The following is a 13,996-nucleotide window of genomic DNA, read 5'->3' as shown; positions in this document are numbered from 1 at the left end:
GACTCCCTGCGGACCGCAAGATCCCCAGCGCCGGCCACCGATGGCCCGCGAGCGCTCAGCCCGGATTGCGCGAGGCCCTCTCGGCGAGGTCCGCGTACTCCTCGTCAGTCAGGCTGGCCGCCCACTCCGAGACGACGAGCGCGGCGGCCGCGATCGCTTCGTCACGAGTCGGTCGCTTCTCCGGCGTCATGCTGCGAGGCTTTCGGCCGCATCCGGCACCAGTTCCGCGAGACGGCTGAGCACGAGCCGTGCGTCGGTGAGCGCGACGGCGTAGTGTGCCGGCAGCTCCACCGTTCCGTTCTCGACGTCCTCGAGCACGAACATGAGATCGCGGAGTGCGTCGACGACGTCCTCGGCCGCCTCGTCGGCGACGGCGAGCGGGCCGTGCCCCTCGGCGCCCGCCATGCCGCCCAGCTGCAACTCCGGCTTCGACTGCCCGCGCGGCTTGCCTGGTCGCCCGCGGCGGAGCCGCATCGTCCGGTCGACCTCGAGCAGGTCGGTCTCGCGGAACAAGCCCATGATCGCGGTGATCTCGCCGCGCTCGACCCATCGGAAGATGGTCCGCTCAGAGCGGTCGACTCGCGCCGCAGCAGCGGAGCGATCGAGGTAGCCGGACGGAGTCTCGCTCATGGCCCCATCCTGGCGCCGTGCAGCCGGTCGAGGCGGCCTAGCCGCAGGTTTCGACCGGTTCTTCTGGAAGCCTGAAGGGATGAACTCGCTCCCACTGGCATGGCCCCCGACGTACCTGAGCGCGGCGCAGATGGCAGACATGGTCCCCGGGCTCACCACAGGCAACCTCGCGCAGCTCCGCTACGCAGGCGGCGGGCCGGTCTACTCCGCCGTGACGCGAAAGACGATCGTGTACGAGTTGACGGACGTCGTGATGTGGATCGAGTCGAAGCGCCGGGCCCGCACCGATCAGCCGCTGCCGGCGCGCACGCTTGCGCTCCCGCCCAGCACTGCTCCCGCTGGGGCCGAGGAGGGGCTAGCGTCGCGGTGGGTCTGAGCCTTGCCGAGTATCGACCAAGTCACCTAGCGCTCACACGGTCGGCGAGAAGCGAAGGCAGTAGCTCCGCCAGGACGCGACCGCGCCGGCCGTTGCGCTTGCTGGGGAGCTCCACAGTGAAGGCACCGAAGTCGAGAGCGACAGCGACCGAATCGCTGCTCAACTCGCCGAAGTCCAATGGCTGATGCGGAGTCTCGAGCAGCGTGAGCGCGCGCAGCTCGTGACGCGGCACCACCGTGGCCCGCGGCCAACCGCCGTCGACAGCACCGTCTACGCGAACGACGCGGTCGTCCGCGATCACGACGAGCACGAACTTCGGTGCAGCGACGCCTGCTTGAACCTCGGCGTACCGCGGCTGCTGATCGCCGAGGAGTGACGCTGCCAGCTCGAGGGTTCGGTGCATATGTGCGTTGTCGCTCGACCAAACGTCCATCCAGGAGGGGTCAAGGTCGTGGAGGCGTGCCGCGACGTCGCGGCGGGTGATTGCAGACTGGGTCATGCGCCGACGGTAGCCCTGGCCCCCGACACGCGGCGCGCCGAGGCGACGCCTCGCGCGCGCGACCCCCCCTACCGTCGCGGAGTCGGGGAGAGAGGAAGCCTCGCGGCGGGGAGTGTTCCGGCCGTCGGGTCTCCGAAGATCCGAACGCCCCCTCCCCCCGTTGCTCGGCCCGGATGAGGGTCGAGGCGGCTCTCGGAGGCGGCGTGCGGGCCCAGGAGCGTCGGTAGGCGGGCGGGCGCCGTCCGCGCCGTCAGCGGGCTCTCGTAGGCTCGGCACATGTCGCAGCCTGATGGCAAGCCCGCGCAGGGCAAGAAGTCGTTCTACTGTCCGCATTGCGGCGTGCTCGCTCAGCAGAGCGACTCCCGCCTGGTCAAGGAGGGCACGGGCACGGTCCTGACGAGCAGGAGCCGGCGTGACCCTCGCTCGATCGCGCAGTGGTCGTTCTCACGCTGCGGCGTCTGCGAGAACATCGCCGTCTGGCACGACAACCAGATGATCTACCCCACAGCCTCCACCCTCCCTGGCCCGCATGAGGACATGCCCCCGGAGGCGCTGCAGCTCTACAGCGAGGCAGCGGCGGTCTTCCCACACTCACGACGTGCGGCGGCGGCTCTCGCGCGCGGAGCGCTCGAGCGCCTGCTGCGGCACGCCGGGGTGGAGGGACGGGATCTCTCCGAGCTGATCGTCAACACGGAGTCTGAGGTGCCGTGGGCGCTCTTCCAGCTGCTCACGTCGCTCCGAGTCCTCGGCAACTCCACCCTTCACGACGAGCAAGGTGCGCCCGAGCTCGTCGCCGTCTACCTCGACGAGGACGATGCGGAGATCGCCGAAACGATCATCACGGTCGTGAACGAAGCGTGCGAGGCGCTCATCGCGGTCCCGAAGCGAGCCGAGCGGATCTACAACGCGATCCCGAAGGCGAAGCGGGACTACGTCGAGGGGCAGGTCGATGGCGTGCGGAAGCTCGCGGCCGCTGCTGCCGAGCATGCAGAGCCCGAGGCGAGCGCCAGCTAGTCACCGTCGCTCGACGAACGGAGGAGCCGGCGCTCATGCGCTCGGCCCCTCCGCTGCTGCTGGGCGTGGGCTACGGCGTGGTGGCCGTGAGCTCGATCGTGACGATGCCGCGGGGGCGGAGGACGTCGATCGCGAAGCGGCCCTCGACGAGCGCTCGCGCCTGGTTGCGCTCGAAGAGAGCGCCGCCGCCGTCCCAGCGGATCTTGATGCCTTCTGCGCCGTAGCGGACACCGACGGCGGTGAGGTCGAGGGCGAACGCGGTGCCGGCGGCGATGTCGGGGCTCGTGACGACGGGGACGCCCCAGGCCTTGCGCTCGCCGCGGTCGATGGGGCCGCCGAGGTCGAAGCTGCCGCTGGTGATGCGGTTCGTCTCAATGGCCTCCCAGTCGTCCGGGTTGAGGACGAACGCGCCAGCCTTGTAGCCGAGGTTCTCGAGGCGGGTGACCGCGGCGCGGAGGGTGGTGATCGCGTCGGCTCGGAACGGCTGCTGCTGAACGCCGGTGGTGGTGAGGATGCCCTGGATCTCGTCGGCCTCCTGACCCGCGACGACGAGCTGCTGCAGCTTCGACTGGATGCCCCAGAGGAGCTGTCGCTCGATGAACGAGTCGAGGGTGCTGTTGTCGTTGAGGAGGTAGATGTCAACGGGCTCCGACAGGTGGGCGATGACCTTGAGCTCGTTCTCGACGGACTCGACCGTCGTCGTCGACGTCGGCTTGAGCTCGCCCGGGGCGACGACGTCAGCGTTGTTCGTGTACTCCGTCTGTCGGAGGTACTTGTAGGTCGGGCTCGTCTGCTCGACGGCCGGGATGAGGTTGACGATCGAGGCGGGCGCCATGCCGAGCTCGACGGGGTTGGCCTCGACGAGCGGCATGGGGCTGAGCTGCGAGCCGGCGGCGACGATGCCCTTGGAGCGGACGTCGTCGCGCTCGCGGAAGGTGTCGCCGATGACCTTGCCGGCGGCCTTGGCGCCGCGGCCGCCGAGGGAGAGGTACTTGGAGCCGTCGCCGCTCGAGCCCTTGCCGAGGTCGAGCAGCTCCTTCAACTGGGACTCGGAGCGCTCGATGCTGTCGATGCGGCCCTTGAGCTCGAGCGCCTCCTCGCCGAGCTTCTCGACCTGCTGGGCTTCGGCGGGGGTGATGGCGCGGCCTGCGCCCTTGGCGGAGCCGATGGTGGCCTGCATCTTCTTCTGGATGGCGGTGAGCTCCTCGCGCAGGGCGGTGGTGGAGCCGGTGTTCTTCGACATGTGGTGTCTCCTGAGAGTGACTGGAATCCGCCGCGCGGACGCACGGCGAGAGGGTTCCGCGACTCGTGGCGGATGCGCTCGCGGCCCTGGCCCCCGTGGGGGTGGGCGGCTTCGGATCTACGCCGTCACTCGCGTTCGGGCTGGTCGGCCGGTGTGCAGGTCCCCGTGGGGAGTCGAGCGCCTTGGCCCCGTGGGGCTCCTCGGTGCTGGCTGCCGGTTGCGACGTCGCTTCGAACGTTGGTTCGAGTCTATCGGCGATCCGGCGTCGACGCATTGGCGTCGGGCGGGGTGTCGCGGGCGGGGATCTCGAGGTCGGTCGCGAGCAGCCATCTCGCCATGCGCTCGTCGGCGTCGGGCAGCGCTCGCACGAGCTCGGCCGCGAGCGCCGCGATCGACCGGAGCACGGATGCTGTCTGGCGCGACTCGATCGCATCGAGGAGAGCGCGTCGCAACGCCGACTGATCATCGAGCCGGGTGGCGTCGACGATGCGGAGGGCGAGGAGCACGATCGCGGGGTCGTCAGTGGGTGTCGGATCATCGGTCATGGTGGCCTCCGTGTGGGTGGGGTGTGGGAGGCTTGGAGCACCTCCTTGAGGATCAGTGGTGGCCCGGTCGATGCAGCGACCGGGCCACATCTCTTCCCGGGCCGCTGGCGCGCTAGTGCTCGCCGGTCATGACTTCGCTCGCACCTGGTAGAGGACACCGCCGTCGAGACGCCACTGGTCCCAACCGTGGGCGAGCTCGCCGCTAGAGGGGTTGATCATGAGCGGCGCCCAGATGACCTTGATGTTCGGCGCCATGGTCGTCGTGGGTCCCGTCCACGGGTGGTTGACGACCATCTGCCGCTCCGAGGTCTCCCCGGGCGGGATCACGAGGTAGAGCACCTCAGCCATGCGGCAATTCCGTGGGGCGGCCGACCTCACCGAAGAGCCTCGCCGGCACGACGTCGAGCGCTCGCGCGATCACGTCGAGCTCCGCGAGCGTCATGCCGGCGGGCCGGTGGAGTCTGCGGCGCAGGATCGGCTCGGTCATCTGCGTGGCCACGGCGAGGTCGGGCCAGGTCATGCCGAGGTCGCGGCGAGCGGCGTCGAGCCGGTCTCCAATCGAGCTGAGGGTGGCGGTGGTCATGCTGCGTCCTTTCGGGGGTCGGTGCCGTCGTAGGGCGGGAGGGGGAAGGTGCTGCCGCTGCCGGGAGTCGCGGTCGGCCAGCCCGTGGTTGCTGTCGCTTCCTCGTCCTGGCCTTGCCTTGTCCTCTCCTTAGGCGTCATGCGTGAATCACGCCGTGACGGCGCCCGTGACTCACGGGTGACCGGCGCGCTCTCAGCGGCTCGCGCGTCGCGTGCACGCTTGGCTGCCTGTCGAGCCCGGTTCGCGTCTCGACGGGCTTCCAGTGCGGCCGCGGCGGTCTGCCCCAGGGACTTGTCCCAGCCGACGAACTGGTAGCCACCCTCGGTTCGCTGGATGCGGCCGGTCGCGACGACTTCGGCGATCGCCTCGGGTCGCGGGTCGATCGGCAGCATGCGGAGCTCGGCGTCGCGGAGCGAACCATCGCTTTCACGCGCGTTGCAGAACATGAGCGCGACGGTGAAGAACTGCCACGCGGCCGGCGAGAGAGTCATCAGATCGACGTCGTGCAGCCACCGGTCAGGCAGTCTGCTGTCGGGCAAGAGCGCCTCCTCGGTTCGATCCCTTCGCCGTCGGCACGACGGCCCACGGTGATGGCTCGAGCGATGTCGGCGCGACCAGGTGGCGATGCTCGGCTGGCGCCTCGACACCGGGCGCGAGCTCGGCCGCCACTCCGAGCGGCACGAGGACCGCGCGCCGCAGCTCGCCGTCGCGCTCGAAGCCCTGCAGCACGAACGAACCGCGCCCCGAGAGGTGCCGACTGGTGACAATCGCCCCAGGTCCGAGCAGCGCGCCCGGAGCGCTCCGCTCTGGGACGGGCGGGATGAGCGCGTCGCTGTACTGGACGACGGGCTGGGACTCGCCTCGCGGGCCGACGCGGTAGCCGACCCCCTCGACGCTCATCGCGTCCGCCCGTCAGGCCGCGCCGCGACGACCTCGAGCGAAGCGAGCGAGACCAGGCGGGCCCAGAACGACCACACACCGGCGGAGCGGTCGCACCGGGCGCAGCGCACCGATCGACCGAGAGCCGCCCGGACGAGCGTCGCGCTGACCTTGCCGGCGCAGAGGAGCACCCAGCGCGGCTCGCTGCAGCGCCAGGGACACTCGACTAACACGGCGTGCGTCGCATTGCCGGGGCCATGTCCCTCGTGGTCCTCGCTGTGCCAGCGCGACTCGCACGCCGGTACGATCTCAGCGAGATTCGTTGCCTCAGCAGGTGCGTTCTCCTGGCCCTCGCCGACCTTCACCTCGGCGGGGGCCTTCTCCGTCAGCGCCTCAATCACGACGCCGCCTCGGTTTCGAATGCCGCATCGATGTACGCCTCGAGGTCGGACTCGCGCATCACCCGTCTGCCTGCCACCGTGCCGAACTTGAGCTCGCCCTTGTGCATCTGCCAGCGGATCGCTTGGACGCTGCGGTTGAGCCGCGCCGCCACCTCGCTGACGGTCAGCAGTCGAGTCGCCATCGGTTCCTCCTGTGTGTTGCAGTCTTGCATCGTGTTGTGTGCATGCATCGTAGATTCGGTTGTCGAGTGTTGTCAAGGCGCACTACGATGCGAGCGTGCAGCAGTCGAACTACGACCACGTCGGACGCAATTTCGGAGCCGCGGTCGCCGCAGCGCGGAGCGACCTGGGTCTCAGCCAGAGAGCGCTCGCAGCGCGCCTCGTCGACGACGGACTGCAAATCGACGCGTCCGGGCTCTCACGACTCGAGAGCGGCGGCCGGACGCCGCGGCTGGACGAGGCCGTCGCGCTGGCGAACGCCCTCGGGACGCAATTGAGCTCGATGCTCGCGCCTGGCGTGAAGCTCGGAACTCAGGTGTCGCGAGCGGCTTCGCGGCTCGAGGCGATGCGCGACCAGCTGATTGACCAGATGGAGGAGTACAACCGCCTGCGACTCGAGCTCGCGTTCGCGGCAGACGACCTCATCCTCAACCCCGAGGAAGCAGACACGCAGACGAAGGGGGACTCCATGGCAGGCCGAGTCATGTCGCTGATGAACGACGGTCCGTTGGACGTCGCCGCCCGATACGAGCTCAATCACAGTGACGCCCCAGCGCTGGACGACGAGCGAGACCCCATTGAGCTCTTCGCGGCCGTTCTGCGGCGCGACCGCAGCAACGAGCCCGCCGCTGTGGAGCCGCACACCGGCTCGTACCTGCGCTCGACTCTCTACCGCGGCAGCGACAACTCCGCGCTCGACCGCGAGCGCATCCAGACGGCGCGGGAGGAGTAGACCGATGTCGAACGTGCAGAAGCGCCCGAACGGCTCTTGGCGCGCTCGCTACCGCGATGCTGACGGCCGAGATCATGCCCGGCACTTCCCGCGGAAGATCGACGCGCAGCGATGGCTCGACGAGGTCACCGCGAGCATCGTCACCGGCCGCTACGTCGACCCCTCCAAGGCACGCACGACGCTCGAGGAGTTCTACGACGACTGGTCACAGCGCCAACTGTGGGCGACCGGCACGCACGTCGCGATGCGGCGGGCGCTCACTTCCTGCACGTTCTCCGACCGCCCGCTCGCGTCTCTGCGCCGGTCGCACGTCGAGGCGTGGGTCAAGTCCATGGTTCAGGCGGGCCTCGCGCCGTCGACGATCCGCACGCGCGTGATGAACGTGCGCGCGATGCTGCGCGCCGCCGTCCGCGATCGAGCGCTCGCCGAGGACCCCGCCGAGGGCGTCCCGCTCCCCCGCCTCCGTCGCCGCGAACACGCGATGACCATCCCCGCGCCCGAGACCGTCTGGCGTGTGGTCGACGGTGCCCCGGAGTGGTTCCGGCTCTACGTCGCGCTTTGCGCGTTCGCCGGCCTCCGCGTTGGGGAGACGTCCGGCGTGCAGTTGGGCGACGTCGACTTCCTCCGACGACAGCTGCACGTCCAGCGACAGATCCAGCGCGACGAGACGGGCGCCGTGCAGGCGACGCCACCGAAGCACGGCAGCGAGCGCACCGTCTCGCTCCCCGACGAGCTCGTCGAGATGATCGCCTGGCACGTCGAGCACGTCGGCGTGCGCGGCAGCGAGCAGTGGCTCTTCATGGCGAAGACCGGCGAGCCGCCCCTCCAGGATGCCGTGGGCAACCGCTGGCGGCGTCTCCTCGACGAGCTCGCGCTCGAGCGCTTCCGACTCCACGACCTCCGGCACTTCTACGCCTCCGGCCTCATCGCCGCCGGCTGCGACGTCGTGACCGTGCAGCGCGCGCTCGGACACGCGAAGGCGAGCACGACGCTCAACACCTACAGCCACCTCTGGCCGTCCGCGGAGGACAAGACGAGGGCGGCTGCAGCGGGCATGATGCGCGAGTCTCGCGGACTCCCTGCGGACCGCACCGCCGAATCCGGCTGATTTCCGGGCCTAGTCGAGGTTGTACCAGTACTCGGCAGCGTTCATGCGGGGATGCTAGCCCGGCGCTCCGTGAGGCACCCGGACGCGCGCTCCTAGGATGGATCGCATGCCCAAGGACGCGAGCGGTCACCTCATCCCCGGCCGGATCGGCCCCGAGCGGCCGGTGCCGCGCTCGATCGCGCGCCCGGAGTACGTGGGCCGCCCCGGCCCCGCGAAGCACGTCGGCGGCGACGTCTACGACGAGCCGACCATCGACCGCATCCGCGCGGCGGGGCGGGTCGCCGCCGACGCGATCGCGGCGGTCGGCGCGGCCGTGCGCCCCGGCATCACGACCGACGAGCTGGACGCGATCGGGCACGAGGTGGTCGTGGCGGCGGGCGCGTACCCGTCGACGCTCGGCTACCGAGGCTTCCCGAAGTCGAGCTGCACGAGCGTCAACGAGGTGATCTGCCACGGCATCCCCGACGACACCGCGCTCGCCGAGGGCGACGTCGTCAACATCGACATCACCGCCTACCTCGACGGCGTGCACGGCGACTCCAACCGCACCTTCGTCGTCGGGCAGGCGAGCGACGAGGTCGCGCAGCTCGTCGAGCGCACCGAGCTCGCGCTGCAGCGCGGCATCAAGGCCGCGATGCCGGGCCGGCGCGTGAACGTGATCGGCCGCGCGATCGAGATGTACGCGAACCGCTTCGGCTACGGCGTCGTGCGCGACTTCACCGGTCACGGCGTGGGCACGTCGTTCCACTCGGGCCTCATCATCCCCCACTACGACACCGACCGGTACGACGACGTCATCCAGCCGGGCATGGTCTTCACGATCGAGCCGATGCTCACGCTGGGCACCCACGAGTGGGACATGTGGGCCGACGACTGGACGGTCGTCACGCGCGACCGCTCGATCACGGCCCAGTTCGAGCACACGATCGTCGTGCGCGAGACGGGCGCCGAGATCCTCACCCTGCCCTCCTGAGCGGCGGTCTCCCGGCGCATCCGGGACGTGGTTGGATGCTCTGGTGACGAAGCCCAAGCACCAGGCAGTCGGCGTCGACATCGGCGGGACGGGCGTCAAGGCCGCCCTCGTCGACGTGAAGACCGGCGAGCTGCTCAGCGACCGCGTGAAGATCCCGACCCCCGCGGGCGGCGAGCCCGATGCGATCCGCGACGTCGTCGTGGAGCTCGTGGGCATGCTCGACATCGAGGACGACACCCCCATCGGCGTGACGTTCCCCGCGATCGTCCGCAAGGGCCGCACCATGAGCGCGTCGAACGTCTCCAAGGCGTGGATCGGGCTCGAGGCGGAGCGGCTCTTCGAGCAGGCGCTCGGCCGCGACATCCACTTCGTGAACGACGCCGACGCCGCGGGCTTCGCCGAGGACCACTACGGCGCGGCGAAGGAGGCGAACGGCCTCGTCGTCATGACGACGCTCGGCACGGGCATCGGCGGCGCGCTGATCTACCACGGCGCCCTCATCCCCAACGCCGAGCTCGGGCACCTCGAGCTCGACGGCGAGATCGCCGAGCGCCGCGCCTCGAACAAGGCGCGCGAGACCGAGGGGCTCAGCTGGGAGGCGTGGGCCGCGCGCCTGCAGCGCTACTACAGCCACCTCGAGTTCCTCTTCTCCCCCGACCTCTTCGTGGTCGGCGGCGGCGTCTCGAAGTCCTCCGACGAGTTCCTGCCGCTGCTGCAGCTCGAGACGCCCATCGTGCCGGCGATGCTCCGCAACAACGCGGGGATCATCGGCGCGGCCGCGCTCGCGCGCGGGGTCTGACCTCAGCGCACGCAGCCCCTCCAGCGCCCCGGCCCTCGGCCGGGGCGCTGCTGCGTGCGGCGGCGGATCGGCGCGACCGGCCGCGCAGACGCGCTGGATCTGCGTTTACTTCTGTCTTTGTCTTGTTTCATCTGCGTTCATGTCGTATCGTCTGCGTCATGGAAGCACCGATGCTCGCCCTGCAGCGTCGCGACGAGATCGCGTCGCGGCTCCGCGCCGACGGCCGCGTGCTCGTCACCGAGCTCGCCAAGGACCTCGGGATCACGACCGAGACCGTGCGACGCGACCTCGACGCGCTGGAGCAGGCGGGCATCGCGCGGCGCGTGCACGGCGGCGCCGTCGGCGCCGGGCGCGTCAGCCTCGTCGAGACCGCGGTCGCCGAGCGCGAAGGCGCGAACGCCGAGGGCAAGCGCGCCATCGCGCGCCTGGCCTGCCAGCGCCTCCTGGCCCTCGGCGCCACGAGCGCGCTGCTCGACGCCGGCACGACCACCGCGGCGCTCGCCCACGAGCTCGTCGCCACCTGGCCGCAGGCAGGTGGGCCCCGCCTCGTCGTGGCCACACACTCCCCCGGCATCGCGCAGATCCTCGCCGCGCACCCCTCGATCGAGGTGCACGCCATCGGCGGCCGCATGCGCAACGTCACGGGCGCGGCGGTCGGCGCGCAGACGGTGCTCGCGATCGCGGCGCTCCGCCCCGACGTCGTCATCCTCGGCACGAACGGCGTCGACGGCGATGGCGCCTCGACCCCCGACCCCGACGAGGCCGCGGTGAAGGCCGCGATCGTCGCGAGCGGCCGGCGCGTCGCGGTGCTCGCCGACGGCGCGAAGCTCGGCAGCACCTCGCTCGTGCGCTTCGCCGAGCTCGACGCGCTCGACGTGCTGCTCACCGACGCCGCGCCGGAGCCCGCGCTCGCCGCGGCGCTCGAGGCCGCGGGCTGCGAGGTGCACGTCGCATGATCGTCACCCTCACCCTCAACCCCTCCATCGACCGCACCGTCGCGCTCGACGCCCCCCTCGAGCGCGGCGCCGTGCAGCGCACGGCCGCGCCCGCCGTCGACGTCGCCGCCGGCAAGGGCGTCAACGTCGCCCGCGTGGTCGCTGCCGCGGGCCTGCCCGCCCGCGCGATCGTCATGGCCGATCCCGACGACCGCTTCGCGGCGCTGCTCGCCGACGACGGCGTCGACGCCGTCTGCGTGCCCGTCGGGGCCCCGGTGCGCACGAACCTCGCGCTCACCGAGCCGGACGGCACGACGACCAAGGTGAACGAGCCCGGCGCGCCGCTCGACGATGCCGCCGTCGCCCGCATGCTGGAGGCGGTCCGCGCGGCCGCGACCGGCGCCTCCTGGTTCGTCGTCGCCGGCTCGCTCCCCGCCGGGGCACGCGCGTCGATCGTCGTCGACGCCGTGCGCGCCGCGCGCACCGCGGCCCCCGGCATCCGGATCGCCGTCGACAGCTCGGGCGCGCCGCTCGAGGCCGCCGTCGCCGCGGGCGGCGTCGATCTCGTGAAGCCCAACGACGAGGAGCTCGAGGAGCTGCTCGGCATGCCGCGCGGCACGATCGACTCCCACGAGGCCGCGGCCTCCGCCGCCGGCGCGCTCGTCGCCGGCGGCGTGGCCGCCGTGCTGCTCACCCTCGGCGGCGACGGCGCGATCCTCGCCGACGCGCACGGCGCGCACCGGGCCTCCCCGCCGCCCACCGTCGTCCGCTCCACCGTGGGCGCCGGCGACGCGAGCCTCGCGGGGCTGCTCATCGCCGACGCGCGCGGCGACGACGCCGCAGGCCGGCTCGCGCAGGCGGTGGCGCACGGCTCCGCCGCCGCGGCGATGCCCGGCACGGGCTTCCCCACCCCGGCCGACGCCGACGCCTCGCGCGTCGCCGTCGCACCCATCCAGCTCGCGGCACCTGCCGCCACCCACCTCGCGGCGACCGCCGCCAGCACCACCGCGGCCCCGGCCGCCGATCACCAGGAGCGCTGATGCCCCAGATCATCACCCCCGACCTCGTGCTGCTCGACGCCGACCTCGGCGCCGACAAGGAGTCGGTCATCCGCTCGCTCGCGCGTCGCGCCGCGGGCACGCCGCGCGTCCTCGACGCCGACGGCCTCGTCGAGGCCGTGCTCGCCCGGGAGGCGATGACGCCCACCGGCATGGGCGGCGGCATCGCGATCCCCCACGCGAAGACCGCGGCGGTCGCGGAGCCCAGCCTGGGCTTCGCGCGCCTCTCGCCCGCGGTCGACTTCGGTGCGCCCGACGGCCCCGCCGACCTCGTGTTCCTCATCATGGCGCCCGACGGCGCGGCCGAGACGCACCTCGCGGTGCTGTCGAAGCTCGCCGGCTCGCTCATCGACGAGGAGTTCACGGGCGCCCTGCGCGCCGCCTCGACGCCGGAGGAGGTCGTGGCGCTCGTCGACCGCGCCGTCGCCGACGAGCCCGAGGCGGAGCCCGCGCCCGTGGCCGCGGGCCAGCGCAGCATCGTCGCCGTCACGGCGTGCCCCACGGGCATCGCCCACACCTACATGGCCGCGGATGCGCTGAAGGCCGCGGGCGAGCGCGCCGGCGTCCGCGTCGTGGTCGAGACGCAGGGCTCGAGCGGCACGAAGAAGCTCGACCCCGCGGTGATCGCCGACGCCGACGCCGCGATCTTCGCCGTCGACGTCGACGTGCGCGAGCGCGGGCGCTTCGCGGGCAAGCCCTTCGTGCAGGTGCCGGTGAAGAAGGGCATCGACGCGCCCGACCAGCTCATCGCCGACGCGCTGCGGATCGCGGACGACCCGAGCGGCGCACGCGTCGCCGGCGGTGCGGCATCGTCGGAGCCCTCGGCGGCGCAGGCCTCGTCGTCGCTCGGCGGCACGGTGAAGCGCGCCCTGCTCACGGGCGTCAGCTACATGATCCCGTTCGTCGCAGGCGGCGGCCTCCTCATCGCGCTCGGCTTCCTCTTCGGCGGCTACCGCATCACGGAGACCGCGGGCGACGTCATCGTGCAGAACGCCCTGTGGAACCTGCCCGAGGGCGGCATCGCGCAGTACCTCGGCGCGGTGCTCTTCTCGATCGGCGCGGCGTCGATGGGCTTCCTCGTCCCGGCGCTGTCCGGCTACATCGCGTACGCGATCGCTGACCGCCCCGGCATCGCGCCCGGGTTCGTCGCCGGCGCAGTCGCGCTGCTCATGAGCGCGGGCTTCATCGGCGGCCTCGTCGGCGGTCTGCTCGCCGGCCTGGCCGCGTGGTGGATCGGCACGTGGCGAGTCCCGCAGTGGATGCGCGGCCTCATGCCGGTCGTCATCATCCCGCTGCTGGCATCGCTCTTCGCCTCCGGCCTCATGGTGATGCTCCTCGGCGGCCCGATCGCCTCGCTCATGGCGGGCCTCACGGGCTGGCTGGAGTCCCTCACGGGCGCCGCGGTGATCGCCCTGGGCCTCCTGCTCGGCACGATGATGGCGTTCGACCTGGGCGGTCCGATCAACAAGGTGGCCTACGGCTTCGCCGTCGCCGGCCTCGGCGCGGGCAGCCCGGACAACCCCACGCCGTGGATGATCATGGCTGCTGTCATGGCCGCTGGCATGGTGCCTCCGCTGGGCATGGCACTCGCGACGCTCCTCGACCGGAAGCTCTTCACGGCCGCCGAGCGCGAGAACGGCAAGGCGGCCTGGCTGCTCGGCGCGTCGTTCATCTCGGAGGGCGCGATCCCCTTCGCGGCAGCCGACCCGCTGCGCGTCATCCCCGCGTCGATCCTCGGCGCGGCGACCACCGGCGCGATCACGATGGCCACGGGCGTCACGAGCCAGGCGCCGCACGGCGGCCTGTTCGTGTTCTTCGCGATCGGCAACTTCGCGATGTTCCTCGTCGCGATCGTCGTCGGCGCGATCATCACGGGCCTCGCCGTCATCGCGCTGAAGCGCTGGGTGCGCCGCGCCCCCGCGGCGGCCGCGCCCGAGCGCGAGCCCGCGCTCGTGACGGCCTGAGCCGCTGCGGGCACCGCACCGACGGGGCCTCCTCGGG

At 71.6% G+C, this 13,996-nt stretch carries 20 protein-coding genes; 9 read left to right on the top strand and 11 right to left on the bottom strand.

Annotated elements, in window-relative coordinates:
- Window positions 1-55 precede the first annotated feature (55 nt).
- On the bottom strand, window positions 56-190 hold the full coding sequence (locus OVA14_RS10595; RefSeq protein ID WP_267503838.1) for a hypothetical protein: 135 nt from the start codon (window positions 188-190) through the stop codon (window positions 56-58).
- Complete coding sequence (locus OVA14_RS10590) at window positions 187-630, bottom strand: hypothetical protein (RefSeq protein WP_267503837.1); 444 nt, start codon at window positions 628-630, stop codon at window positions 187-189. The genes OVA14_RS10595 and OVA14_RS10590 overlap by 4 nt, the downstream gene beginning before the upstream one ends.
- Before the next feature lie 130 nt (window positions 631-760).
- Between OVA14_RS10590 and OVA14_RS10585 the strand changes: the two genes are divergently transcribed.
- A complete protein-coding gene (locus tag OVA14_RS10585) occupies window positions 761-1,006 on the top strand; it encodes a hypothetical protein (protein WP_267503836.1) in 246 nt (81 codons plus the stop codon).
- 22 nt (window positions 1,007-1,028) lie between these two features.
- Here the strand turns inward: OVA14_RS10585 and OVA14_RS10580 are convergent, their stop codons facing one another.
- Window positions 1,029-1,505, bottom strand: a complete 477-nt coding sequence (locus OVA14_RS10580) for a hypothetical protein (RefSeq protein ID WP_267503835.1) — start codon at window positions 1,503-1,505, stop codon at window positions 1,029-1,031.
- Window positions 1,506-1,781: 276 nt separating this feature from the next.
- Between OVA14_RS10580 and OVA14_RS10575 the strand changes: the two genes are divergently transcribed.
- Window positions 1,782-2,519, top strand: a complete 738-nt coding sequence (locus OVA14_RS10575) for a DUF4145 domain-containing protein (RefSeq protein ID WP_267503834.1) — start codon at window positions 1,782-1,784, stop codon at window positions 2,517-2,519.
- 70 nt (window positions 2,520-2,589) lie between these two features.
- Here the strand turns inward: OVA14_RS10575 and OVA14_RS10570 are convergent, their stop codons facing one another.
- The 8 genes from OVA14_RS10570 to OVA14_RS10535 form a co-directional block, all read right to left on the bottom strand.
- Complete coding sequence (locus OVA14_RS10570; RefSeq protein WP_267503833.1) at window positions 2,590-3,762, bottom strand: phage major capsid protein; 1,173 nt, start codon at window positions 3,760-3,762, stop codon at window positions 2,590-2,592.
- Between the two features lie 248 nt (window positions 3,763-4,010).
- On the bottom strand, window positions 4,011-4,397 hold the full coding sequence (locus OVA14_RS10565; RefSeq protein ID WP_267503832.1) for a hypothetical protein: 387 nt from the start codon (window positions 4,395-4,397) through the stop codon (window positions 4,011-4,013).
- A gap of 36 nt (window positions 4,398-4,433) precedes the next feature.
- The gene (locus tag OVA14_RS10560) at window positions 4,434-4,655 is read right to left on the bottom strand and encodes a hypothetical protein (protein ID WP_267503831.1); all 222 of its coding nucleotides are present in this window, start codon (window positions 4,653-4,655) and stop codon (window positions 4,434-4,436) included.
- A complete protein-coding gene (locus OVA14_RS10555; protein WP_267503830.1) occupies window positions 4,648-4,890 on the bottom strand; it encodes a helix-turn-helix domain-containing protein in 243 nt (80 codons plus the stop codon). Before OVA14_RS10555 ends, OVA14_RS10560 begins: the two co-directional genes overlap by 8 nt.
- Window positions 4,887-5,429: a hypothetical protein gene (locus tag OVA14_RS10550; protein ID WP_267503829.1), complete on the bottom strand. Its 543-nt coding sequence runs from the start codon at window positions 5,427-5,429 to the stop codon at window positions 4,887-4,889. The genes OVA14_RS10555 and OVA14_RS10550 overlap by 4 nt, the downstream gene beginning before the upstream one ends.
- Window positions 5,407-5,790, bottom strand: a complete 384-nt coding sequence (locus OVA14_RS10545) for a hypothetical protein (protein ID WP_267503828.1) — start codon at window positions 5,788-5,790, stop codon at window positions 5,407-5,409. Before OVA14_RS10545 ends, OVA14_RS10550 begins: the two co-directional genes overlap by 23 nt.
- On the bottom strand, window positions 5,787-6,170 hold the full coding sequence (locus OVA14_RS10540; protein ID WP_267503827.1) for a hypothetical protein: 384 nt from the start codon (window positions 6,168-6,170) through the stop codon (window positions 5,787-5,789). Before OVA14_RS10540 ends, OVA14_RS10545 begins: the two co-directional genes overlap by 4 nt.
- Complete coding sequence (locus OVA14_RS10535; protein WP_267503826.1) at window positions 6,167-6,352, bottom strand: helix-turn-helix domain-containing protein; 186 nt, start codon at window positions 6,350-6,352, stop codon at window positions 6,167-6,169. The genes OVA14_RS10540 and OVA14_RS10535 overlap by 4 nt, the downstream gene beginning before the upstream one ends.
- Before the next feature lie 95 nt (window positions 6,353-6,447).
- Between OVA14_RS10535 and OVA14_RS10530 the strand changes: the two genes are divergently transcribed.
- The 7 genes from OVA14_RS10530 (at window position 6,448) to OVA14_RS10500 (ending at window position 13,959) form a co-directional block, all read left to right on the top strand.
- Window positions 6,448-7,122 carry a helix-turn-helix domain-containing protein gene (locus OVA14_RS10530; RefSeq protein ID WP_267503825.1) on the top strand — a complete coding sequence of 225 codons (675 nt, stop codon included), beginning with the start codon at window positions 6,448-6,450 and terminating at the stop codon, window positions 7,120-7,122.
- A 4-nt stretch (window positions 7,123-7,126) separates the two neighbouring features.
- Window positions 7,127-8,230, top strand: coding sequence for a tyrosine-type recombinase/integrase (locus OVA14_RS10525; protein WP_267503824.1), 1,104 nt, complete (start codon window positions 7,127-7,129; stop codon window positions 8,228-8,230).
- A 106-nt stretch (window positions 8,231-8,336) separates the two neighbouring features.
- A complete protein-coding gene (gene map / locus OVA14_RS10520) occupies window positions 8,337-9,203 on the top strand; it encodes a type I methionyl aminopeptidase (protein ID WP_267503823.1) in 867 nt (288 codons plus the stop codon).
- Between the two features lie 43 nt (window positions 9,204-9,246).
- Window positions 9,247-10,002 carry a polyphosphate--glucose phosphotransferase gene (gene ppgK / locus OVA14_RS10515; protein WP_267503822.1) on the top strand — a complete coding sequence of 252 codons (756 nt, stop codon included), beginning with the start codon at window positions 9,247-9,249 and terminating at the stop codon, window positions 10,000-10,002.
- A 158-nt stretch (window positions 10,003-10,160) separates the two neighbouring features.
- A complete protein-coding gene (locus tag OVA14_RS10510; RefSeq protein WP_267503821.1) occupies window positions 10,161-10,958 on the top strand; it encodes a DeoR/GlpR family DNA-binding transcription regulator in 798 nt (265 codons plus the stop codon).
- Entirely contained in the window at window positions 10,955-11,977 is a 1,023-nt protein-coding gene (locus tag OVA14_RS10505; protein WP_267503820.1) for a 1-phosphofructokinase family hexose kinase, read from the top strand. Before OVA14_RS10510 ends, OVA14_RS10505 begins: the two co-directional genes overlap by 4 nt.
- Window positions 11,977-13,959, top strand: coding sequence for a PTS fructose transporter subunit IIABC (locus tag OVA14_RS10500; RefSeq protein WP_267503819.1), 1,983 nt, complete (start codon window positions 11,977-11,979; stop codon window positions 13,957-13,959). The genes OVA14_RS10505 and OVA14_RS10500 overlap by 1 nt, the downstream gene beginning before the upstream one ends.
- Window positions 13,960-13,996: the final 37 nt, after the last annotated feature.

The organism is Agrococcus sp. SL85 (assembly GCF_026625845.1).
In the GTDB taxonomy this organism is placed as follows: Bacteria; Actinomycetota; Actinomycetes; order Actinomycetales; family Microbacteriaceae; genus Agrococcus.
The sequence above is the reverse complement of the archived record's forward strand: the minus strand, read 5'-3'. Positions and strand labels throughout refer to the sequence as shown.

Bases quoted from the DNA above. Each gene is read 5' to 3' on its own strand.
- OVA14_RS10510 (WP_267503821.1), top strand. From the start codon at position 10,161: ATGGAAGCACCGATGCTCGCCCTGCAGCGTCGCGACGAGATCGCGTCG.
- OVA14_RS10545 (WP_267503828.1), bottom strand. From the start codon at position 5,790: ATGAGCGTCGAGGGGGTCGGCTACCGCGTCGGCCCGCGAGGCGAGTCC.
- OVA14_RS10585 (WP_267503836.1), top strand. From the start codon at position 761: ATGGCAGACATGGTCCCCGGGCTCACCACAGGCAACCTCGCGCAGCTC.
- OVA14_RS10570 (WP_267503833.1), bottom strand. From the start codon at position 3,762: ATGTCGAAGAACACCGGCTCCACCACCGCCCTGCGCGAGGAGCTCACC.
- OVA14_RS10555 (WP_267503830.1), bottom strand. From the start codon at position 4,890: ATGACCACCGCCACCCTCAGCTCGATTGGAGACCGGCTCGACGCCGCT.
- OVA14_RS10565 (WP_267503832.1), bottom strand. From the start codon at position 4,397: ATGTGGCCCGGTCGCTGCATCGACCGGGCCACCACTGATCCTCAAGGA.
- OVA14_RS10505 (WP_267503820.1), top strand. From the start codon at position 10,955: ATGATCGTCACCCTCACCCTCAACCCCTCCATCGACCGCACCGTCGCG.
- OVA14_RS10525 (WP_267503824.1), top strand. From the start codon at position 7,127: ATGTCGAACGTGCAGAAGCGCCCGAACGGCTCTTGGCGCGCTCGCTAC.
- map (WP_267503823.1), top strand. From the start codon at position 8,337: ATGCCCAAGGACGCGAGCGGTCACCTCATCCCCGGCCGGATCGGCCCC.
- OVA14_RS10500 (WP_267503819.1), top strand. From the start codon at position 11,977: ATGCCCCAGATCATCACCCCCGACCTCGTGCTGCTCGACGCCGACCTC.
- OVA14_RS10590 (WP_267503837.1), bottom strand. From the start codon at position 630: ATGAGCGAGACTCCGTCCGGCTACCTCGATCGCTCCGCTGCTGCGGCG.
- OVA14_RS10560 (WP_267503831.1), bottom strand. From the start codon at position 4,655: ATGGCTGAGGTGCTCTACCTCGTGATCCCGCCCGGGGAGACCTCGGAG.
- OVA14_RS10535 (WP_267503826.1), bottom strand. From the start codon at position 6,352: ATGGCGACTCGACTGCTGACCGTCAGCGAGGTGGCGGCGCGGCTCAAC.
- OVA14_RS10575 (WP_267503834.1), top strand. From the start codon at position 1,782: ATGTCGCAGCCTGATGGCAAGCCCGCGCAGGGCAAGAAGTCGTTCTAC.
- OVA14_RS10595 (WP_267503838.1), bottom strand. From the start codon at position 190: ATGACGCCGGAGAAGCGACCGACTCGTGACGAAGCGATCGCGGCCGCC.
- OVA14_RS10580 (WP_267503835.1), bottom strand. From the start codon at position 1,505: ATGACCCAGTCTGCAATCACCCGCCGCGACGTCGCGGCACGCCTCCAC.